Annotated in this window: 17 protein-coding genes and 1 pseudogene; 6 read left to right on the forward strand and 12 right to left on the reverse strand. The window is 51.9% G+C overall.

Annotated features, from left to right (window positions below; genetic code table 11):
• The 12 genes and pseudogenes from Q366_RS16650 to Q366_RS16705 all read right to left on the reverse strand — a co-directional run.
• A pseudogene (locus tag Q366_RS16650) lies at positions 1 to 386 on the reverse strand (energy transducer TonB); the annotation flags it as partial.
• Positions 387 to 806, reverse strand: a complete 420-nt coding sequence (locus Q366_RS16655) for an ExbD/TolR family protein (RefSeq protein WP_035241046.1) — start codon at positions 804 to 806, stop codon at positions 387 to 389.
• Positions 800 to 1,423 carry a MotA/TolQ/ExbB proton channel family protein gene (locus Q366_RS16660; protein ID WP_035241049.1) on the reverse strand — a complete coding sequence of 208 codons (624 nt, stop codon included), beginning with the start codon at positions 1,421 to 1,423 and terminating at the stop codon, positions 800 to 802. The genes Q366_RS16655 and Q366_RS16660 overlap by 7 nt, the downstream gene beginning before the upstream one ends.
• 203 nt (positions 1,424 to 1,626) lie before the next feature.
• Positions 1,627 to 3,111, reverse strand: coding sequence for a MotA/TolQ/ExbB proton channel family protein (locus Q366_RS16665; protein ID WP_035241051.1), 1,485 nt, complete (start codon positions 3,109 to 3,111; stop codon positions 1,627 to 1,629).
• Positions 3,108 to 3,953, reverse strand: a complete 846-nt coding sequence (locus Q366_RS20490; RefSeq protein ID WP_051958114.1) for a DUF3450 domain-containing protein — start codon at positions 3,951 to 3,953, stop codon at positions 3,108 to 3,110. The genes Q366_RS16665 and Q366_RS20490 overlap by 4 nt, the downstream gene beginning before the upstream one ends.
• Position 3,954: 1 nt before the next feature.
• Positions 3,955 to 4,584 carry a class I SAM-dependent methyltransferase gene (locus Q366_RS16675; RefSeq protein ID WP_051958115.1) on the reverse strand — a complete coding sequence of 210 codons (630 nt, stop codon included), beginning with the start codon at positions 4,582 to 4,584 and terminating at the stop codon, positions 3,955 to 3,957.
• A gap of 2 nt (positions 4,585 to 4,586) precedes the next feature.
• Positions 4,587 to 6,377 carry a radical SAM protein gene (locus Q366_RS16680; RefSeq protein ID WP_035241057.1) on the reverse strand — a complete coding sequence of 597 codons (1,791 nt, stop codon included), beginning with the start codon at positions 6,375 to 6,377 and terminating at the stop codon, positions 4,587 to 4,589.
• A gap of 11 nt (positions 6,378 to 6,388) precedes the next feature.
• The gene (locus Q366_RS16685) at positions 6,389 to 8,536 is read right to left on the reverse strand and encodes a TonB-dependent receptor plug domain-containing protein (RefSeq protein WP_245619991.1); all 2,148 of its coding nucleotides are present in this window, start codon (positions 8,534 to 8,536) and stop codon (positions 6,389 to 6,391) included.
• Between the two features lie 73 nt (positions 8,537 to 8,609).
• Positions 8,610 to 9,707, reverse strand: coding sequence for an ABC transporter substrate-binding protein (locus Q366_RS16690; protein ID WP_084691876.1), 1,098 nt, complete (start codon positions 9,705 to 9,707; stop codon positions 8,610 to 8,612).
• 69 nt (positions 9,708 to 9,776) lie between these two features.
• Positions 9,777 to 10,574 (reverse strand): ABC transporter ATP-binding protein, encoded by a 798-nt coding sequence (locus Q366_RS16695; RefSeq protein ID WP_035241068.1) that lies wholly within the window; start codon positions 10,572 to 10,574, stop codon positions 9,777 to 9,779.
• Positions 10,571 to 11,698: a FecCD family ABC transporter permease gene (locus tag Q366_RS16700; RefSeq protein ID WP_035241071.1), complete on the reverse strand. Its 1,128-nt coding sequence runs from the start codon at positions 11,696 to 11,698 to the stop codon at positions 10,571 to 10,573. The genes Q366_RS16695 and Q366_RS16700 overlap by 4 nt, the downstream gene beginning before the upstream one ends.
• Positions 11,695 to 12,453 carry an SPFH domain-containing protein gene (locus Q366_RS16705; RefSeq protein ID WP_156968206.1) on the reverse strand — a complete coding sequence of 253 codons (759 nt, stop codon included), beginning with the start codon at positions 12,451 to 12,453 and terminating at the stop codon, positions 11,695 to 11,697. Before Q366_RS16705 ends, Q366_RS16700 begins: the two co-directional genes overlap by 4 nt.
• Positions 12,454 to 12,917: 464 nt before the next feature.
• Here Q366_RS16705 and Q366_RS16710 point away from each other — a divergent pair, with 464 nt between their 5' ends.
• From Q366_RS16710 to Q366_RS16735, 6 genes are all read left to right on the forward strand, one after another.
• A complete protein-coding gene (locus Q366_RS16710) occupies positions 12,918 to 13,217 on the forward strand; it encodes a type II toxin-antitoxin system Phd/YefM family antitoxin (protein WP_035241072.1) in 300 nt (99 codons plus the stop codon).
• Positions 13,207 to 13,656 (forward strand): type II toxin-antitoxin system VapC family toxin, encoded by a 450-nt coding sequence (locus tag Q366_RS16715; protein ID WP_035241075.1) that lies wholly within the window; start codon positions 13,207 to 13,209, stop codon positions 13,654 to 13,656. The genes Q366_RS16710 and Q366_RS16715 overlap by 11 nt, the downstream gene beginning before the upstream one ends.
• A 161-nt stretch (positions 13,657 to 13,817) precedes the next feature.
• The gene (locus tag Q366_RS16720) at positions 13,818 to 16,220 is read left to right on the forward strand and encodes a type I restriction-modification system subunit M (RefSeq protein WP_035241077.1); all 2,403 of its coding nucleotides are present in this window, start codon (positions 13,818 to 13,820) and stop codon (positions 16,218 to 16,220) included.
• A complete protein-coding gene (locus Q366_RS16725; RefSeq protein ID WP_035241079.1) occupies positions 16,213 to 17,499 on the forward strand; it encodes a restriction endonuclease subunit S in 1,287 nt (428 codons plus the stop codon). Before Q366_RS16720 ends, Q366_RS16725 begins: the two co-directional genes overlap by 8 nt.
• Positions 17,500 to 17,680: 181 nt before the next feature.
• Positions 17,681 to 20,770, forward strand: a complete 3,090-nt coding sequence (locus tag Q366_RS16730) for a type I restriction endonuclease subunit R (protein WP_035241081.1) — start codon at positions 17,681 to 17,683, stop codon at positions 20,768 to 20,770.
• Positions 20,771 to 20,966: 196 nt separating this feature from the next.
• Positions 20,967 to 21,368: a hypothetical protein gene (locus Q366_RS16735; RefSeq protein ID WP_051958116.1), complete on the forward strand. Its 402-nt coding sequence runs from the start codon at positions 20,967 to 20,969 to the stop codon at positions 21,366 to 21,368.
• Positions 21,369 to 21,377: the final 9 nt, after the last annotated feature.

Genomic DNA, 21,377 nt, shown 5'->3' on the forward strand with positions numbered 1-21,377 from the left:
GGGTCCAGGGCGATACTGCTGGGCAGCTTGGGCAGGTTGGGGTTTAAGGCCACAGGCAGATTCGGCCTGGCAATGGCGGGTCTTTGAATCTGTTTCTGTATCATTTTTGTGGCTGACGCCATCTCCCTGGGCGGTTCAGGCGGTTTAGGCGGCTCTTTTTTACGCGGCGGTGTCTCCGGACGCTTGATCCGGACAACCTGGATGGCCTGGATAAGTTCCGCATCATCCGGTGCATCGGGCACACCTTGGATAAAGGCCGGCATAATCCCGAAGATAAACAGATTAAGTCCCAGGGCCAGAACAATGGCCGAAATCCAGACCAGAACAGTACCCGGCTGAAATCTGCGGGACCCTTCCCGGTATGAAAGCCGAGCAGTACCGGTCATTTATTCTCCTTTGGGCAGGCTTGCGGCAAGGGCCACGTTTTGCGCCCCGGCCAGTTTACAGGCATCCATCACCGAAATCACAAGACCGGTCCGGCTCTCCTTGTCCGCCACAATCACCACACCGGCGTCGGGATTTTCAGCCATGGCCCGTTCAACACCCGAACGCACGGCCCGGACATCCATCTCCCTGCGGTCCAGGTGAATGGTGTTGTCCCGGGTGATGCCGATGAGAATGGTGGCTTTGGTTTTTGCCACAGCCGTACTGGCCGTGGGCCGGGAGATGTCCACCCCGGTCTCCTTGACAAAGGAGGTGGTGACCAGAAAAAAGATCAAAAGGATGAACACCATATCGATCAGGGGCGCAATATTCAGTTCAAGGGTCTTTTTCGCGGCCCGCCTGGATGCGGATATATTCAGCATGACACACTCCTGCTGCGGATAAAGGGTTTAAGATACATGGCTGTGGAGGCGATGCGGTGTTTAAGATTTGAGGCCCGCCGGTTCAGCCACCCGCTCATGTAAAGCCCGGGTATGGAGATCATCAGCCCGGTCTGGGTGGTGACCAGGGCCACGGAAATCCCCGAGGCCATGGCCCGAACATTGCCCGTGCCAAATACAGTGATCACATCAAAGGTCTCCATCATCCCCACCACCGTGCCTAAAAGTCCCATGAGCGGCGTCACGGCAGAGAGCACACCGATCAGGGCCAGGTACTGGTCCAAAGAGGCGGTCAGGGCCATGACCGTTTCATCAAGAATATGCTCGTCCAGATCCGGGTCCGGCACCGGGCTGCGCCGGGATAAAAATTCCCTGATCAGAAACGCATTGGCGCCCTGATATCTCTTTTCGGGCCACTGGTTGTCCCGGACCAGCTCCCCGGCCATGGCCCGGGGCATGTTTTTCACATACAGGCGATGCAGGAAAAACAGGCGGTTGAAGATCAGTATCCACATCACAAGGGAAACGCACAAAATGGGCACCATCACCACCCCGCCGGAACGGATATAAGCGGTCATCTGATAAAAAAACTCGTCCATCCGGATCGTTCCTTAATTCTGATTGCTATCTGTTGCGCTGGAAATCTCACGTGGCCGGCACCCGGTCCTCAATGTCATAAAGTTAAGATGCTTCCGAATTAAAACCATGAAGAGCATGAAGGACATGAAGATTGATTTCCCGGCATATATTCTTCATGCTCTTCATGTCCTTCATGGTGAAATAAAATACTCAATGCTTAAGTTTATGACATTGACCCGTTCCTTGCCTTGAACACCATGTTGACAAAGGCCACGGACTTTTCCTCCATGGTGCTGATCTGGGTCTCCACGCGCCGGGATAAAAGGGTGTGAAACAGCATAATGGGAATGGCCACGGTCAATCCGAGCATGGTGGTGACCAGGGCCTCGGAAATGCCGCCGGACATCATTCTGGGGTCACCGGCCCCGTAATAAGTGATCACATGAAAGGTATTAATCATGCCGGTCACCGTTCCCAGAAGCCCCATGAGCGGCGCAATGGCAGCCAGCATGCCCAGGGTGGATAAAAACCGTTCAATGGCGGGGATCTGGGCCAGGATCGCTTCCTGGAGCACATTTTCCATGTCCGTGCGGGTCTGCTCCCTTACAGCCAGGGCCTTGAGCAGGACCCAGGGAATGAATCCCCGCTTGTTGGCCTGCATCAAATCCCGGCATGCCTGCCAATTTCCGGATGCAAGCAAAGGGGACAGTTTTTCCATAAAAGGCTGGATCCGGATCTGGTGCCGCACAAAGAACACCAGGCGCTCCACCAGGATCAGCACGGCAATGCCCAGCAGGGCCAGGATGGGCCATACAAGGGGACCGCCCTTGGGCACCTGGTCCAGCAAATTCAATTCATGGGTAAACCGCCGAAGGGCACCGCCCTTGGAGATATCCACGGGCACACAGTCGCTTTGCCCGGCAAGATAGGCATTGATCTGGTCTGCAAATTTTTTTGAGGGCAGCTTGGACAGGGCGAAAAACCGGCTGCTTTGATCCGAATAGAGCAGAAAACCGGTTTCCGATTCCCGGCCCTGCCCATCCGTGAGCACATACAGGGAGGTAAAATTACCGATGCTCAGAATCCTGGCCTCCCTGTCCTTTCCCTGGCGGTCCACCACCATGCCCCGGCCCAGACCGACCTGCCCCGAAGCCAGAATTTCGCCAAACAGGATATCACACATTTGGCGCAGATCATCCATGGACCAGAACCGCTCCTGGTTGACCACAGGTGCAAGAAAACTGTTCCGGTCTTTATCAAAGGCGCTTTGGGGGCTTTGGACCAGAAGGCTGTTGAGATCCTTGGCGCAGGTTCTGACAAAGCCTGCCAGCTCCTTGTTCACCATCCTGGATTCTTCAAGACTGCTCTGCAGTTTAGCCTGTTCGTCTGCCAGGATATCAATTTTTTCCTGAAGTGCCGCATTGGCGGTCCCAATGCGGCTGTTTTGGGCTTTCAGCGTTGCAATGGCCGAAACAAGGGCCTCTTTGTCCTTTTTGATGGCCCGGGCATTTTCCAGGGCCTCGGCCCGGGCTGCGGCAAGTTCTTTTGCCGCCTGGGCAGCCATGTCCCGGCGTTTTTGTTCAAGATCGGCATAGGATTTGCGCATATCTGCGGCCAGGATTTCCGGGGCAGGAACAAAACAGACCATCGCTGTGACCAGGATCAGGCTGATCAATAAAGGAAACAAAGGGATTGACAGGGATTTCATTTCTGATCCCCCCCTTCCGGTGCAATGGCCCCCAGGGGCAGGGCCACCACCTCCATGGGCCGGTGTTTGGCCGCCATTTCCACCACGGCCTCAATGGCCGGCACACGGGTTTTGTCCAGGGTGCGCCACTGATTGGCCGCCACGTCAAAAATCCCGGCGCTTTCCCGGTCCAGGGCCAGAAAGAACAGCGCCACCCGGCCCATACGGAAAATGTCCGCAAGGACTTCTGTGCCGTCCGCAACAATTTTTTCCCGGTACACCTCCACTGTGTTGCCGTATTCGGCCTCCACAAACAGGGCTTCCATCATTTTTCTGTATTTTTCGGCAATGGTGATATCCGGATCATCCAGGATCACCCCCAGCCGGGCCAGCCGGTCGTTGCGTTCCCGGGATAAAAACGGGGGGTCTGCGGCCACAAGAGATTTCAGGCGTCCCAGGCGCGCTGCTAAAAACGGCGCCAGTTCCGTTCTGATTCGCAATGCCTCTTCTTTTTCCCGGGTAAGGTCCTGAATTGATTTTTCCAGATCCCCAGCCTTTTGGGCCAGGTTCCTGTTGGCAAAGGCAAGCTGTTCATGTTCCGCTTTAAGGCGGTCATATTCCTCTGCAAGGGCCTGGCGCCGGGCGTCCCATTTTTCCCGGGCCGTCTGGGCAGCCTGGCGGGTATCCACGGCCTGGTCAACCGGGGCTTCAATATCCTGTGACACAGAAACCCGGGCATGGGCTGAAGATCCTGCCCATACCGGGAATATGAGCAGACATGCCATGACAGCGCGCCCCATCCATGTTCTGCCACGATCCCGGGCGCCCTGGTTCTTTTTGCTTCCCATTATCTTCCCTTTCATCTTATTTCCATAGCCGTATCCATCGGCCATCCGCCTCTATGGGGGCGGAAAACCGGGGGATCCCCACATCCTTCAGGATTTGATCAAAATCACGGCCCTTCATTATCTGCCAGGGATCGTCCGGGCCACCGGGCCGCCGTCTTTTGCCATCCGGTCCGGGCAGCCCTTCCTTTTTCATATTCCGTTCAAACTGCTTACGCATCTCAGGGGTTCCCCGGCCGCCGCCGACAAATGCTTTGCCATGGGGTGCCAGCAACCGGTAAATTTCCGACAATGCTTTACCCGGATCTTCCCAGAACGGAATTGACCCGCGGCTGATCACCAGATCCATGCACCCGTCCGGCAAAGGAATGTTGTGAACATCAGCCTGCAGGGTTCTGGCCCGGTTTTCAAGACCGTCTTCAATGATATGGGCATCTGCCTTTTCAAGCATCTCAGGTGAAATATCCAGAAAGGTAAATTCAAGATCCGTGATGCAGGCAAGGGCCAGGCCAAGATATCCGCCGCCGCATCCGGCATCCAGGCAGCGGCCGGACACGACACGGGTTTCATCTTTTATCTTCTTTGCGTAGTACGCATACAAAGGGGCGTTTTTACCCCTGGCGGCATGGTCATATTTAGAAACATTCATCTTCAGCTCCATTGCCATTCCCTGTCCGGTTTGCTGAAAGACCGGTTAACCCGGGATGGTGAAAATTCCATTTGATAAAATTTACGGTAAAAGTATGTTGCCTCGGCCATGACATTAAAATCAAAGCGTTCCGGGTGCAGCACATTTGCCATATACATCAGCCCCAGGATCCAGCGGGGACTGCCAAAATCCCATCCCGGGCAGGGCGGGGTAAAAATCCGGCGGTTCTTTACTGCATTGGCCTCAATGCCAAGGTCCAGGCACTCCTGGTAAAAATCATTTACTGTGTTGGAAATAAAGGCTGAAATGAAAATGACATCCGGGTTAAGGGCGTTCAGTTTTTCAACGGTAAGGGTTTGGCCCGGCCGTCCCCCGGATTCAAGGAACCTGTTCACACTGGTTCCTCCGGCCGTCTCTGTGAGCTGGTTTTCCAGCCTGCTGTAATTAAGATAAAACAGCGGCTTTGCCATGGTGTAATAGACCCGGGGATATGCTGTCGCCGATGCAACACCCGATTCAATGGGCAACAGTTTTTCTTCCAGGTATACGGCCAGTTCTTCGGCGGCGTCCGGGACCTGGGCAATTTTGCCGAAATGGCGAAGCCCCTGGATATAGGCGCCGGGCGTCTGGATTCCATGGTGCAGTTTTTTTAAGCCCCCCTTTCCAAGCAGGGCTTCCCATGCCTTTGCCAGTTTGCTTTTATCCCGCACCCCCATGGCGATCAGCATGGCTTCCACCATTTCCAGGGCCCGGGTAAAGGGATATCCGCCTTGAAAGTCTCCTTCCTGATACGGGGTTTGCGGGGAAACACCGGTCATATTCAGATTCTTCCGGCACTCGGGACACCGCCCGTTTTGCAAGGACACCGGGGGCACCTCATAGGGTTTGGCCCCCATGGGCCCGTAAAAATCCCGTTTGTAAACCGTATGGTTACAATCGGGGCAGGCTGTATGGAGAAGCGTTGTCCCGGGGGTATTGAAAAGATAGACAAACGGAAGTATTTTGCGAAGTTCTGTGCAAAAGTTTTCGGCATCCCGGACATTGGGCTCCTGTGAAATATCCGCACCTTCAAAGGGAATGAACCGCATCACCTGCAAAGGGATGGCCGGGGATATCTGTGAAATAAACATGGCCAGATCCGTCAGTTCTTCGGCATTGTCTTTCATCAGGATGGCCGAAATTTCAACATGGACCCCGGAACAGACCAGTGACCGGATGTTCCGCAGAACCGGCGCGATCCCGGATGAAGCCCCACAGGCATAATACGCTTTGTCGAAAAACCCTTTCATGCCGATGTTGATGAAATCCAAATAAGGCGTAAGCTGCGCCAACGCCTTTTCAGTAAAATAGGTGTTTGAAGAGCAGCCCACCCGAAGACCTTTGGACCGCGCCAGTTTTGCCACGCGCAGAAATGTTGGAAAAGATGCCAGGGGATCGTTCATTAAAAAGGCGATCCCCATACAGGTTTCCTCAATCGCTTTGTTAACGATCTGTTCCGGGGTCAGGGTTTGGAACACCGGGCTGTCCGGGGGCATCTCCCGGACAATGACCGCGGAAATACAGCCCGGGCAATTGAAATTACAGCCCGTGGTGCTGATTTGAAGAAACTTTCCCCCGGGGAAGTAGTGCAGAATGGGCATGGTTTCAATGGAAATGGGGCAGGCAACCAGGTACCGGTCCGCGAACCGCTCTTCAATACGCCCTTGTTTTTGCTCATACATGCCGCACAAACCGGTTTTCCCGTCAGCCAGAACACAGCCCTGTTCACAGATATGACAGTTCAGATTAACCATGGTAATTTTCCTTAAAAAGAGAAAGAGACTTCCATGCCAAGGGTCCGTCCGCGGTCCGGGTAGTATCCGGTCACGTAGCGTGTGGAATAGTTGTCATCTCCCAGGTTCCGCCCGAAAACCGCCACATTCATGAGAATGTTTTTCAGGCTAAAATCCCGGGAAATATTGGCATCCACCCGGGTATATCCGCCAAGCCCGCCGGATGAAGAACTCCCCATGGCACTGCTGGTATTGGTCCATTCATCCACCTGTTTGACGGATAAGTTGAACCGGTAAGAATTCCAGTGATGGGTCAGGGTTAATCCGAAAATATTCTCAGGTGTGGAAAGGCCGATTTCATCGGTTGTCACACCGTCACCGGTACTCTCGTTTTTGAGCATATAGGTCCAGCTAGCCTTGTAAAAAGTGTTTTGGCAGATCGTTCCCTGAACGGCCAGCTCTATCCCCTGCCGCAGTGTGTCAGACTCGGTGTAATAGTAATAGGTGCCGCTGTCCAGTTCATAGGTGGCGGACGTCGCGCTTTTTTCATTTTCCGTATCAACGTCAAACCAGGTCAGGGTCGGGTTGAAAAATGAGGCGATCTTTACGCCCAGGCCGATTTCAATACGTTCCTGCTTTTCTGCATGGGGGATTGCGTCGTGTTCCAGCCGCATGTCAAAATCCCCGGAGGTTCCCTGGTCCCCGTAAAAATACCGGCCATCCAGGGTCACCCGGTCCATCACCTTCCAATGGGCACCAAAGGCAAGCACTTTTGCCGGGGCCATATCCACATCATTGTTGGCATCATCGCTGGCCGAGCTTGCGCTCCTGGCCGCACTGGAGTTGTCGATATGTTTTTCATCCCAGCGGCCCCCAAGATCCAGGATCAGGTTGTTGTGGAAAAGGGACTGCTCCACCGAGGCCGAAAAACCGGTGACGGTGGTGTCATACCTGTTGTAGCCTTTGCTGAGATTGGGGCCGTATCCCGTGCTGCTGGACATCTGGACCCCGGCCTGAACCAGGGTGCCCCCGAACCGGGCATTGTGCCGCAGACCGAATCCGGACGTGTCCTCGGTGTATTCCTCCTTGTCCGTAACGCTTGGGGAAGAAAAACTTTCATTATGCTCATGCTGCTCGTAATCGGTTTTGAATACGTTGAACAGCGTTACCTGGTCCCGGGTCCATTTCAGGCTTGCATCTGCTGAGAGTATACCGACTTTCAGGGGATCGTAGTACCACTTGGCATTGTCCAGGGTTCCGTCCTCCTTGACCCCGCGCTGCATCTCGAACCGTCCGCTGTCCTGGTACACCATCATGTTAAGGCTGAACTTTCCTGCTGTGAGTCCGGCATTGGCCATCCCTCCATAGGATTCCTGTCCGTCAAACCAGGAATCCTGGCTTGACCGGTCCATCCTGGACCCCAGGGCCCCGATATACGCCTCGGAACCGGCTTGATTTTTCATGCGGGTGCCCACAAACAGATCTGCGGAATAGCCCACCGGATGTCCGCCCGCGGCCTTTTCAATACTGGTGCGCAAGGTGCCTTCGGTTCTTTCCGGCTGCCGGGTCCGGATAATGATAAAACCGGTGTTGATCCCTGATCCTGAGCTGGATGCGCCAATGGGGATGGTCGGCCCCAGGGTGAGAGAAGTGGCCCCCCTGACGACTTTGAGCTCTTCAATGGACGCCACCGGAAACTTGTAAAGAATCCGGTTGACCGACGGCGGCAGTACAGCACCGTCAATGATATAAGTAAAATTTCCGCCACCTCGCTGGCGGATGATATAGGGGTATTTGCGGCCCTGGTATGCAATATCGATCCCTGCGGCCTTGTCAATCAGGTCGTTCAGGTCCTTGGGCTTGAAATTTTTAATGTCCTCCCGGGTAAATACCTCCGTGGCAAACTCGGTACTGGCTTCGGTCCGGTAGAGATTGGTCAGGCTGCCGGGTTGAAGGTCCGGCCGGGTTGACCCTTTTGACCCGGTCACGGTGAGCGGTGCCAGTTCCTGAACGTCTGGTTCCGTCTCCTTATCATCTGTCACGGCCACGGTATCTTGGCCCCCGGTGACAGCGGTTTCGGGTTCAGCACCCATTACATAGGATGTGTTCAGGACCAGGGCCATCATCATACATCCCGCAACAAAAAATAGTTTCCATAGGTTCATTCCGCTGCAACGCATCTTCCTTTCGGTCCAACGCATCAATCGTCTCATCTCTCTTCCTTTATTTGATTGTGACAACGGTGTTGCCTTTTCAACTGTTTATCAGCGAGAGGAGTTCCTTCTCGCTTAGATCATAATGGTAAAACAGGGAGAAAAAGGTCTTCACCCTTGTTTTGGCCCAGTTTTCCGGAAAAAGGTCCGGATAGAGAACATGGGCTGTCCAGGGAATGCCCGGGATGCGGTTGACCCCGGGCGGGCGGTCGAACCAGTTAAACGGCATCCCGGGGGCGCAATGGATTCGATGATCCCGGACCGCCATCACTTTTTTCCATGTCCCGTCCCCATAGGCATGCTGTTCAAATTCCGGGCTTGTGGTGATGATGTTGTCAGGATTCCACATCAATACCGACTCCATGGTCACCTGGGTCATGCCGGGTCCGGATGAGATTTTGCATTGGGCAACGTTGATACCGCCGCACACGTCGATCAGTTGTGAATGACAGGAGCCGGCAGGGTCGGTTGCCAGCCCGTTCTCCTTTTCAGCATAATAGACCCGTGCCCGCTTCCCGTCCGGGATACCGGATACTTTTTGCTGCACCTCCTGCAAAAGATCCTCGTAAAAGCCGGCCAGGGTCTGGCCCCGGTCCGGCACACCAAGCACCTCCCCCATAAACCGCAGGGTTTCGGCATATCCCACCGCGTTTCTTGCATTGTCCACGCACACCACAGGGATGGTGCCGAACTTCTTCTGGACCAGGTCCACCCTTGACAGATCAAAGCCGGTCTCGTGCAGCTCGAACACAAGATCCGGATGCTGTGCAATATAGGCTTCATAGTTGGTTACATTCCGTCCCCAGCTCAGCACCGGGATATGCTGGAATTTTTCCGGGATAAACTTTTTGGCCTGCCCGGCAGGGGAGAAAAACCATCCGCCCAGCTTTTCAGGTGCGATCATGTAAACAAATGTCGCCGGCGGCGGAGATGTGGTCAGCACTTTGGTTATGTTTGCCGGTATTTTGACCTTCCGGCCGGCCATATCCGTTATTTCCCGGAATGGCCCGGCAACCGGGCTGACAGTACTGCTGCCTGTATCTTCCTGGTTTACGGTGTTGGCCGATGTTATACCTGCCGGCAAAAGGGCCGTCAGCATCAGTATGCTGATTACGGCCGTTAGTTTTCGAATCATCATCTCCTTCCTTTCATTTTCGTTCCAATTCCGGTTCAAGCCCGGTCCAATCCTGATAAATAAATTTGATCATCACATCCTGCCCCGGCCCTTTGCCAGAACCCGGGACAGCGGGATCACAAAGGGCGAATCCCCGATGCGTTTCACCATGGCTTTTATGCCGTAAACCGTCCCAAGATTTTCCGGGGTCAGCACGTCATCCGGTATGCCGTTGGCCAAAATTTTTCCTTTTTTCATCATCAGCATCCTGTCGGAATACCGGGCAGCCATGTTCAGATCATGGATGGCGATAATGGCTGTGAGCCGTTGCTTGCGCACAAGGGTTCGCAGGATCTCCATCACATCGATCTGGTGCCAGATATCCAGGTTGCTGGTGGGTTCATCCAGGAGCAGTAAACCGGTGTCCTGGGCCAGGGCCCGGGCAATCAGCACCTTTTGCTGCTGGCCCCCGGACAGCTCACTGAAAAACGCCAGGGCCAGATTCTCAATGCCCAGCAGCCCCAGGACTTCCCACACTTTGCCTTCATCCTGTTCATTGGCCTTCCATCCCAGGTGGGGCCTGCGTCCCATGAGCACCACATCAAAGACCGTATGGGTAAACACCCGAAGCGAATTCTGGGGAACATAGGCAACCAGGCGCGCAGCGTCCTTGCGGTTCATTTTAAAAAGGTCCTGGCGTTCCACCAGCACATCGCCGGAACGGGGTTCAAGAATCCGGTCAATGCATTTGATCAGGGTTGATTTTCCCGAACCGTTCGGGCCGACAATACTGACGATCTGGCCGTCCCCGATGGCCATGAAAAAGTCATGCAGCACATCATCGCCGGCATAGCCAAAGGTCAAATTTTTAACCGTAAGTTTATTGATCATGCCCAGAACTCCCGGCGTTTCCCCCTGATGATCAGATAGAGGAACAAGGGAATACCCAGCATGGACATGATGATGCCCACCGGAATAACAACGCCTCCCAGGATATTCATGGACACGGCATTGGCAATCAGAAGCAAAGCGCTGCCAATGCCGCCGGATGCCGGAATCAGAAACCGGTGGTCATTGCCGATGATGATCCGCGCAATATGGGGGGCCACAAGCCCCACAAATCCGATGACCCCGGTAAAGGCCACAATGGCGGCAACCAGCAGGCTTGCCACCACCATTACGGCCATGCGGACCGCATGGGCATCCACGCCCATGCTCCTGGCGCAGTCATCGCCCGTGGTCATCAGGTTAAGATCCCAGGCTTTGCCATAGAGGAACGGCAGGCAGACCAGACAGATGGCGCCCAAAAACCAGAGACTGTTCCAGTTGAGATCCGAAAGAGATCCCATGCCCCAGTAGGACATGACGGTCCGCTGCTCATCGTCGGCAATATAGGTAAACAGCTGGTTGGCGGCCTGGAACAGATAGTTGACGGCAATGCCGGCAAGGATCAGGGTTTCGGACGTGGCCCCCCTCAGGGCTGAAAGGCCAATGATGAATCCCGAGCAAAGGGCTGCGCAGACAAAGGCATTTCCCACCAGGAAATAGGGGCCGTCCAGAAAGGAAATACCGAAAACCACGGCCAAAGAAACACCGAAATGGGCACCCGAGGAGATCCCCAGGGTAAAGGGGCTTGCCATGGGATTTTTTAAAACCGCCTGCATCACGCACCCGCAGACCCCTAACCCCACGCCGCAAATCACGGTTCCTGTGATAAGCGGCATGCGGATGTCCCAGATCACATGGGCGAGAATGGGATTGATATCCAACCCGCTTGGGATCAGCCGGTCAAACAGGGTGAGATAGACCTGGCGGACAGTCATGGGAACCTGGCCCAGGGTGATGATGAAACTTGCCGCAATGATCAGCAGCAGGAGCAGGGCACCCAGGAAAAAGAATTTGCCCTGGACCGAATGGGCGTGGGCCTGCCGCATGGGCGTCATTTTTCCGGTGCGGGTTCTCCCGGGGGCCTGCCAGGACAGCCCGGGGGTGGCCCGTAAAAGCGCCTGTCTCATCGGTCAATCGCCTTTGCGCATCCGATCATGGCGCCAGTGGAATCTGTTCCGCCGGTTACCACGATCAGGTTACGTTCCTTTGCGATTTCAGACAGGGTCTGGAACTCCCGGAGTTTGAGTGCGGCCGGGGTGGTTTGGTAAGCCCTGGCCGCTTCGCTCATCCGCTGTGATGCCTGGCACTCGCCGTCCGCGAGAATGACCCGGGCCCGTCTTTCCCGCTCAGCCTCGGCCTGGCGGGCAATGGCCCGAAGCATGTTCTCGGGCAAGGCAATGTCGCGGATGGTGACGATATCCACACGGATACCCCAGGGCGCTGTTACGGTTTCAAGAAGGGCTTGGATTTTCTGGTTCAGGACCTCCCGGTCGGAAAGGATCGAATCCAGTTCGTTCTGCCCCAGAACATCCCGAAGCATGGTCTGGGCAATCAGTGCCGTGGCACCCTCATAGTCTTCAATCGCCACCACGGCCTGGGCCGGATCAATGACGTGGTAGTAAATAACGGCATCCACATCTGCGCTGATATTGTCCCGGGTGATGATGGTCTGTTTGGGCACGTCAAGCTGACGGGTTCTTAAATCCACCCGGGCGATTTGATCCACAACCGGAATGATCCAGAAAAGCCCCGCGCCTTTCACACCTTTCAGGCGGCCAAATCTGAAGACCACCGATCGGACATATTGACGGTTAATTCTGATGGACCCCAGGATGAACACAGCGATAAGACAAACAAATCCAACTTTCCACAAAAAGACCATCACAATATCCCTCACACCGGACCTTTGGGGGTCAGTGCCACGTTTGGGCCGTCCTGGTCTGGCATGGGATTTACCCCGGGACCGGCCGCAGTCTGCTTTGATTGTCCTTTTAAAACACTGTATGTCGTCTCAAAACTGCAAGATTGATCAGTTACAATACGGATCATGGGCCCGTCAACACTTTTTTCAGGACTTTTTTCAGGGACTTTGCCAATGCCCGGCCATGAAAAAAAATTAATTTTTTTAACTAGTTGCCAGAATTAGAGAATCTGAAAAAGCATAGACCCATGAATAAAAAAAAGAAATTGGGACTATCAGACAGAATCGGCACCATTAAAAAGGGAAAGTACGGGAATAAGATCATTGCCCGGGTTGCCGACAAAATAAATGGTTGGCTATTTTCGCCCCGAACCATTACAGTTGATATAGTCAGCATGGTTAACAGGCGCTAAAGGAGATAAATCATGGAAAAAATTATTGATGTAACCGTTGCCCGCAGGCAATTGGGCACATTGTTGGATGAGGTTTTTCACAAGGGAGATGTTTTTACCATTAAAAGAAAAGGAAAGGCCCTTGCCAGAATCGTCCCTCTTGATACGGCATTGCACCATAAAGAAAAAGAGAGCCTCTCCTTAAAACAAAAAGAGCTGCTCAAAGAGCTGAACAGCCTGCCCGTTATCGGGATGGACAAAGATCCTGTTGAGGTTCTAAGGTCCATACGACAACAAAAAAGGATTGAAGCAGGCAATAAAGATGACAAATAGCAGCTATGTACTGGATGCCAATGTGTTCCTGGAATACATCTATGGCCGGCCGTTGCAGGGGCAGGCAAAGCAAATATTTGAAGATGCTGTATTGGAACACATCCAAATCATGGTTCCAAGCCTTGCCCTGGATGAAATCACTGAAGTCCTTTGCGGTAATTTGAACGAAATCACAGATGTTGAGCGCCATTTAAAATTTATTGAAAAAATGGCAGAGGCTGACGTCTTGAGCATTATTGTACCCAATATCCAGACCCGAATGAAAGCGATTGAGATCGCAAGAAGCGGGAACCCAAAAAGCGGTTATCCGGAATTAACAGACGCCCTTTATCATGCACTGGCCATTATGAATGATGCAGTGTTTATAACAAATGATAAAAGACATATTGCAAAAGTTGCGGTGTTTGGCCACATTGCCATGCTGTCTGACTACGCGTAATCCGGAATTCAAAAGACAGGTGTTTAAAAATTTTAATATGTTGCCGGATGATAAATGCCAGTCATAGCCTTGACGTGTATGGCATGCGGCAAAGGGATATGATACAAGCAAGGAAATTGAAGAGTCCCGAAATTCAACCGCTGAACGCTGACAGGAATTAAATGAATCACGCTGTACACAACAAGATCGTATCCTTTATCTGGTCCATTGCCGATGACTGCCTAAGAGACATTTATGTCAGGGGAAAATACCGGGATGTTATTTTGCCCATGGTGGTGCTGCGGCGTCTGGACAGCCTGCTGGAACCGTCCAAGGAAGCCGTACTCAGAGAAGCAGACTTTCAAAAAAAACAGATGGGATTGACGGAGCTGGACGGTAAAGGCCTTGAAGATGCCGCAGGCTTTGTGTTTTACAATACCAGCAAATGGACCTTGAAAAAACTGTTCACCGTGGCCGGCAACAACCAGCAGGTTTTAAAAGCCAATGTAGAGGAGTATCTTTCAGGATTTTCCGCCAACGTTAAGGAGATCATTGAAAAATTCAACCTTAATGCCCAGATCCGCCATATGGCAGCCAAGGACGTTCTGCTGGATGTCCTGGAAAAATTCACATCGCCTTATCTGAACCTCACCCCCGAAGAAAAGCTGGACCCGGACGGCAATCCCATGCCGCCTTTAAGCAACCTGGGCATGGGGTATGTGTTTGAAGAGCTGATCCGCAAATTCAACGAAGAGAACAATGAAGAGGCAGGAGAGCATTTTACGCCAAGAGAAGTGATTGAGCTGATGACCCGTCTTGTCTTTGAACCGGTAAAGGAAAAGATGCCGCCGGTGATCACCATCTATGACCCGGCCTGCGGGTCCGGCGGCATGCTCACGGAATCCCAGGCGTTTATTAAAAGGGAAACCGGGCGGCAGGCCGATGACGGGTATATTTATCTGTACGGCAAAGAGATCAATGACGAAACCTATGCCATCTGTAAATCAGACATGATGATCAAGGGAAATGATCCGGGCTTTATCCGTCCCAATTCAACCCTTTCCACGGATGAATTTGCAGGGACTGCCTTTGATTTCATGCTCTCCAACCCGCCCTACGGGAAAAGCTGGGCAAGCGAACAGAAATTTATCAAGGATGGCGCCAATATCATTGACCCCCGGTTCAAGGTGACCCTGAAAAATTATTGGGGCGAACCCATGGAAGTGGACGCCGCACCCCGGTCCAGCGATGGGCAGCTTTTGTTCTTAATGGAGATGGTCAGCAAAATGAAGGCACCGGACCAGAACGTGTTCGGGTCGCGCATCGCCTCGGTTCACAACGGCTCTTCCCTGTTCACCGGGGATGCGGCAAGCGGTGAGAGCAATATCCGCCGCCACATCATTGAGAACGATCTGCTCGAAGCGGTTGTCCAATTGCCCAATAATCTGTTTTACAACACCGGCATCACCACCTATATCTGGCTTTTGTCCAACAACAAATGTGATGCCAAAAAAGGAAAGATCCTGCTCGTTGATGCATCCAGGTGTTTTCAAAAATTGAGAAAAAACCTGGGGAACAAAAACTGCGGGTTCTCAGGCGCCCATATCCGCAAGATTGCTGCGGCCTGTGCAAAGATGCAGGCCATTGAGCCTATACAGGATGAAAAAGGAGAGGATACCGGTATTGGTGCCAAAGTATTTGAAAACAGCGACTTTGGATATTATAAGGTGGCCATTGAACGGCCGGACAGAAGATCGGCCCGGTTTACAAAAGAGTGCATCGCGCCCCTGCGTTTTGACAGGGCCTTTGCCGTTCCCATGGAATGGATATATGCGCAGTGGGGGGATGCCGTTTACACCCCTGGCACCCTTGCGGATCATGAAAAGGAGATCCTGGCCTTTTGCCAGGACAACGGTGTTGCATTAAATACAAAGAGCCGCAAAAAACTGTTCAGTTTAAATAGCTGGAACAAGCATAAAGCCCTGGTAGACGCGGCCCAAAAGCTGATGGCGGCCATGGGCCGGGATGAATGCAAGGATTTTAACCGGTTTCAATCCCAGGTGGATAACACCCTGAAAACCTTGAACCTGAAATTGTCGGCCCCGGAGAAAAAGGCTATTTTAACTGCGGTGTCCCGGTACGATGAAACCGCGAGGCGAGTGGTCAAAAAGAAGGTCAAACTGTCAGGAGACAAGCTTGAAAACCTGCTGGATCATCTGGGGTGCCGGCAAACAGACCTGCCGGACTTTGGATTTTATCCTGTGGCGGGCAAAAAGGGAGAATACCTGATTTTTGAACCCTGCTCGGATCTTAGGGACCATGAGTCCGTGCCCCTGAAAGATGATATCCATGACTTTTTCAAGACGCAAGTCCTTCCCCATGTGCCCGAGGCCTGGATCAATCTGGATTCGGTGAAAATCGGCTATGAGATCAGTTTCAATAAATATTTCTACCGCCATAAGCCCTTGCGGAGCATGGAAGAGGTGGCCAGGGAGATCCTGGACCTGGAGCGCCGGGCCGAGGGGTTGATTGCCGATATTCTGGGCCTTGACGGGGCAGCGGTTTCAGGTGTGGAACATGACTGATTTTTTACCCGTGATGCCGAGATATGAGGCTTATAAGGATTCCGGGGTGGCGTGGATTGGGGAAATTCCTAAAGACTGGAATATCGAAAAAATAAAGTATCTTTTTAAAATAGGCCGAGGAAGAGTAATTTCCCAAGAAGAATTAGAAGAGTTTGGTCTATATCCTGTTTATTCGTCTCAAACAAGGGATGGGGGTCTTTTAGGTTTTATAAACTCATATGATTATAACTGTAAACAAATAACCTGGACAACAGACGGCGCTAATGCGGGAACTGTTTTTTTACGGGAAGGAAAACATAACTGTACAAACGTATGCGGTACGTTACAGGCTTTTTCAAAAAATTTATCTATGGAATATTTATCATTTGCATTAGGTGTGGGCACATTATTTTATAAACGTCCTGATACAAATGGGGCCAAAATTATGAGTGGTGAAATGGCTGAAATTAAAGTCCCATCCCCCCCTTTCCAAGAGCAAACCTCCATAGCTAACTTCCTCAACTGTAAAACAACAAAAATCGACCAGGCAGTTGCCATCAAAGAGAAGCAAATCCGGCTTCTCAAAGAGCGCAAGCAGATCTTAATTCAGAATGCGGTGACAAAAGGCCTTGATCCGAATGTTCCCATGGCCGATTCAGGTGTGGAATGGATTGGGCAGATACCGGCGCATTGGCAGGTAAAACGTGCCAAGTATCTATTTATTGAAGTGGATGAACGCTCGACAACAGGCAAAGAAGAATTGTTATCGGTTTCACACATGACCGGCGTTACCCCTCGTTCTGAAAAAAATGTAAACATGTTTATGGCTGAAGACTATACGGGGTCAAAAACCTGCCGGAAAAATGATCTTGTTTTTAATATTATGTGGACATGGATGGGGGCGTTAGGGGTTTCTGACAGGTCCGGCATAGTCAGTTCTTCTTACGGTATTTTCAGACAGCAAAAAGATGGCCTGTTTAATTCGAATTACCTTGAATTTTTACTGAAAACAACAAAGTATATTGAGCATTATAATAAAGTTTCCACCGGCCTTCATTCATCTCGGTTAAGATTTTATGGTCATATGTTTTTCAACATGGAAATAGGTTTTCCCGACAGAAAAGAACAAGATCAGATTGTTACCCACATCCAAACCCAATCCACCAAAATAGACCAGGCCATAGCCATACAGGAGCAGATGATCGAAAAGCTCAAAGAGTACAAGGCCACCCTGATCAACTCTGCCGTGACCGGGAAAATCAAGGTGCCGGATCCGGCAGAGAACAAGGTTGTGGCATAATGATAAAAGGATAAACCCAATGTCATAAATTTAAGCATTGAGCATTTTACCACGAAGAACACGAAGTTCACGAAGATATTAGCGCACTAACCTTCGTGTTCTTCGTGAACTTCGTGGTTTTAATCTCAGAACCTCTTAATCTTATGACATTGAGGATACCCCCTAAAAAAAGGAGCGTCACATGGTCAGCCAAACCAATGAACAGGCCCTGGAAACTGCCATTGAAAGAAAGTTGACCGGCACCTGCCTCGAAGATCTCAAAACAGGGGATCTCAAAACCACGGCCCGGGATATGGACGAAGTGGCGGAAACCCGGGCACCCTTTGATACCCACCATGGATATGAGATCGGATATCACCAGCATTTCAATCCCCGGTTTGCCGTGGATGAAAAAAAATTCTGGGCCTTTCTTAAAAATACCCAGGAAAAAGAGATTGAAAAGCTGAAAAGCAAACGCCCGGGAAGCGATGAATGGCAACGAAAAATCCTTGAGCGCCTGGACCGGATGATTAAAACAAAGGGGCTGTTACACCTGCTCAAAAAAGGCTTAAGCGTAGATGACGCCCATTTTTCATTGTTGTATCCAGCCCCCCTGGCAAGCTCTGCCAACCGGGTAAAAGAGCAGTTTCAAAGCAATGTGTTCAGCACCACAAGACAGGTCCACTACTCCCTGGACACCCCCGGTGAATCCATAGACCTTGTGCTGTTTCTCAACGGCCTTGCCTTTGCCACCCTGGAATTGAAGAACCCCTGGACCGGCCAGACCGCAAGATTCCACGGCCAGAAACAGTATCGCACCCAGCGGGACAAAAATCAGCCCCTGCTCCAGTTCGGCCGGTGCCTGGTCCATATGGCCGTGGATACCGATGAGGTCTATATGACCACCAAACTTGCAGGTCAATCCACATTTTTCCTGCCCTTTAACAAGGGGCATGACCAGGGTGCCGGAAATCCCCCCAATGCAAACGGCCATAAATCCGCCTACCTTTGGGAGGAGGTTTTCAGCAAAACCAGTATTGCCAATATCATAGAGCATTTTGTACGGCTGGACGGAAAAGCCAAAGATCCGCTGAACAAGCGGACCTTGTTTTTCCCGAGATATCATCAGATGGATGTGGTGCGCAAACTGATCCGGCACTCGGCAGAAAACGGGGTGGGACAGACCTGTCTGATCCAGCATTCGGCAGGGTCAGGCAAATCCAACTCCATCACCTGGGCCGCCTACCAGCTCATCGAAACCTATCCGCAAAACGGTCAGGTTCCCGGGGCAAAGGATCCGGAGCGCCCGCTGTTTGATTCGGTGATCGTGGTCACGGACCGGCGTCTTCTGGATAAACAGTTGCGGGAGACCATCAGAGAATTTTGTGAAGTAAAAAACATTGTTGCCCCGGCATACCGGGCCGCAGATTTAAAAGCGGCCCTGGAACAGGGAAAAAAGGTCATCATCACAACCATCCAGAAGTTTCCCTTTATCCTGGACGGGATCGGTGATCTGAGCCAAAAAAACTTTGCCGTGATCATTGACGAAGCCCACAGTTCCCAAAGCGGTTCTGCCCATGACAAGATGAACCGGGCCATGGGCACGGCAGCGGACAAAAAAAGCGACAGCGACAATGAGGCTCAAGATGACGCCCAGGATAAAATCCTCAAAGCCATGGCCGAACGAAAAATGCGGGGCAATGCATCTTATTTTGCCTTTACCGCCACCCCCAAAAACAGCACCCTTGAAAAGTTTGGTGTCAAACAGGCCGACGGACAATTCAAGCCCTTCCACCTTTATTCCATGAAACAGGCCATTGAAGAGGGGTTTATCCTGGATGTCCTGGCCAATTACACGACCTATAAAAGCTATTACGAAATCCAGAAATCCATACAGGAGAATCCCCTGTTTAACACGCAAAAAGCCCAGAAAAAACTGCGGGCCTATGTGGAACGTCACCAGCAGACCATCAATATCAAGGCTGAAATTATCCTTGAGCACTTTATCCCCCGGGTGGTGAACGCCAAGAAGCTTAGGGGCAAAGCCAAGGGCATGGTCGTCACCCAAAATATTGAAGCGGCCATCCGGTATTACAACGCCGTCACCCGGCTGCTGGAGAAAAAGGGAAATCCGTTCAAGGTGCTGATTGCATTTTCCGGCCACAAGGCGGTGGACGGCATTGAATATACCGAAAGCCTGATGAACGGATTCAGCGACAGCGAAACCAGGGACCGGTTTGATGGGGACGATTGCCGCCTGCTGGTGGTGGCCAATAAATATCTGACCGGATTTGATCAGCCCAAGCTGTCAGCCATGTATGTGGATAAAAAACTGCAACATGTTCTGGCGGTCCAGGCCCTGTCCCGGTTGAACCGGTCCGCACCAGGCTTAGGTAAAAAAACCGAAGATCTGTTCATCCTTGATTTCTTCAACAGCGTGGAGGATATCAAAGCTGCCTTTGACCGTTTCTATACAGCCACAAGCCTGTCCCGGGCCACGGATGTCAATGTCCTGCATGAACTCAAAGTGTTCTTAGATGAGCAGGGCGTGTATGAATGGCAGGAGGTACAGCAGTTTGTGACTCTTTATTTCAACAACGCCGATGCCCAGCAGTTAAGCCCCTTTATTGATGTGGCAGCCCAGCGGTTTAACAAAGGACTTGAACTGGAAGACGAAGATAAAGCCGACTTTAAGATCAAGGCCAAGCAGTTTGTCAAAATTTACGGGCAGATGGCGTCCATCATGCCCTTTGAGATTATCGAATGGGAAAAACTGTTCTGGTTTTTAAAATTTTTAATTCCCAAATTGATCGTCAAAGACCCCAGGGCCGATGAAATCGATGAATTGCTCAACTCGGTTGACCTGTCTTCCTATGGATTGCAGCGGGTGAAATTGAACCACCCGATCCGTCTGGATGAAGAAGAAACGGCAGTTGAGCCCCAGAATCCGAATCCGCGCGGTGTCCACGGCGGTGAGGCAGAGCATGATCCTTTGGATGACATCATCCGCAATTTCAATGAACGCTGGTTCCAGGGCTGGAGCGCAACGCCCCTGGAACAGCGGGTTAAATTTTTGAGCATCGCAGACAGCATCAAGGCCCACCCTGATTTTGACGACAAGTATAAAAACAATCAGGATGCCCATACCCGGATTTTGGCGTTTCAAAAAATATTTGAGGATGTCATGCTCAAAAAACGGCGCGACGAACTGGAACTGTACAAACTTCTGGCAGCCGATGCCGCATTCAAGTCAGCCATGCAGCAAAGTTTAAGACAGATTGTGGACGGATAAACAACCTCTATGTTCAAGAAGAAGGCACAAAGGCCGACATCGCAATCTGTGTCAACGGCACATGGAAGCGTCAGAAAGCAGCTTCTCATTCTTTTTTTCAAAACGATGTAACCTTTTCATTGCTGGTTCGTTTTCAAATTATATAGTGCGCATCAAGGGCGCATCAAATCATAACCCAAGGCAAAAGGAGTAAAAAATGGTTAAAAACATGATCAAATTAGGTTTTCTTGCAACGATGATTGTTGTGTTTACCGGCACTGCATGGAGTGCACCTATGGAAACACAGGCAGGGGGCAGCAATCCGTACGTTCTGGCCAAAGCAGGAGGCCATGGTCCCGGAGACGGTACAGGAAATGGTGGGGATGGACCTGGCGATGGGGGTGGTTACGGACCAGGCGACTGCGGCGCTGCCGGTTCAGCCGATACCATGCAACTTTTTGCTAAAAATGGTGGTGGTAAGGGCGGTGGTAAAGGTGGTAATGGTGGTGGTAAGGGTGGTGGTAAGGGTGGTGGTAAGGGCGGTAATGGACCTGGCGACGGCACCGGTAACGGCGGTAACGGACCGAAGGACTGCACGGGGAACGGATCGGGGAGCTGATAATTGCTC

This window comes from Desulfobacter vibrioformis DSM 8776, from assembly GCF_000745975.1.
Taxonomy (GTDB): Bacteria; Desulfobacterota; Desulfobacteria; order Desulfobacterales; family Desulfobacteraceae; genus Desulfobacter; species Desulfobacter vibrioformis.

Bases quoted from the DNA above. Each gene is read 5' to 3' on its own strand.
- Q366_RS16655 (WP_035241046.1), bottom strand. From the start codon at position 806: ATGCTGAATATATCCGCATCCAGGCGGGCCGCGAAAAAGACCCTTGAA.
- Q366_RS16660 (WP_035241049.1), bottom strand. From the start codon at position 1,423: ATGGACGAGTTTTTTTATCAGATGACCGCTTATATCCGTTCCGGCGGG.
- Q366_RS16665 (WP_035241051.1), bottom strand. From the start codon at position 3,111: ATGAAATCCCTGTCAATCCCTTTGTTTCCTTTATTGATCAGCCTGATC.
- Q366_RS20490 (WP_051958114.1), bottom strand. From the start codon at position 3,953: ATGAAAGGGAAGATAATGGGAAGCAAAAAGAACCAGGGCGCCCGGGAT.
- Q366_RS16675 (WP_051958115.1), bottom strand. From the start codon at position 4,584: ATGAATGTTTCTAAATATGACCATGCCGCCAGGGGTAAAAACGCCCCT.
- Q366_RS16680 (WP_035241057.1), bottom strand. From the start codon at position 6,377: ATGGTTAATCTGAACTGTCATATCTGTGAACAGGGCTGTGTTCTGGCT.
- Q366_RS16685 (WP_245619991.1), bottom strand. From the start codon at position 8,536: ATGCGTTGCAGCGGAATGAACCTATGGAAACTATTTTTTGTTGCGGGA.
- Q366_RS16690 (WP_084691876.1), bottom strand. From the start codon at position 9,707: ATGATGATTCGAAAACTAACGGCCGTAATCAGCATACTGATGCTGACG.
- Q366_RS16695 (WP_035241068.1), bottom strand. From the start codon at position 10,574: ATGATCAATAAACTTACGGTTAAAAATTTGACCTTTGGCTATGCCGGC.
- Q366_RS16700 (WP_035241071.1), bottom strand. From the start codon at position 11,698: ATGAGACAGGCGCTTTTACGGGCCACCCCCGGGCTGTCCTGGCAGGCC.
- Q366_RS16705 (WP_156968206.1), bottom strand. From the start codon at position 12,453: ATGGTCTTTTTGTGGAAAGTTGGATTTGTTTGTCTTATCGCTGTGTTC.
- Q366_RS16710 (WP_035241072.1), top strand. From the start codon at position 12,918: ATGGAAAAAATTATTGATGTAACCGTTGCCCGCAGGCAATTGGGCACA.
- Q366_RS16715 (WP_035241075.1), top strand. From the start codon at position 13,207: ATGACAAATAGCAGCTATGTACTGGATGCCAATGTGTTCCTGGAATAC.
- Q366_RS16720 (WP_035241077.1), top strand. From the start codon at position 13,818: ATGAATCACGCTGTACACAACAAGATCGTATCCTTTATCTGGTCCATT.
- Q366_RS16725 (WP_035241079.1), top strand. From the start codon at position 16,213: ATGACTGATTTTTTACCCGTGATGCCGAGATATGAGGCTTATAAGGAT.
- Q366_RS16730 (WP_035241081.1), top strand. From the start codon at position 17,681: ATGGTCAGCCAAACCAATGAACAGGCCCTGGAAACTGCCATTGAAAGA.
- Q366_RS16735 (WP_051958116.1), top strand. From the start codon at position 20,967: ATGGTTAAAAACATGATCAAATTAGGTTTTCTTGCAACGATGATTGTT.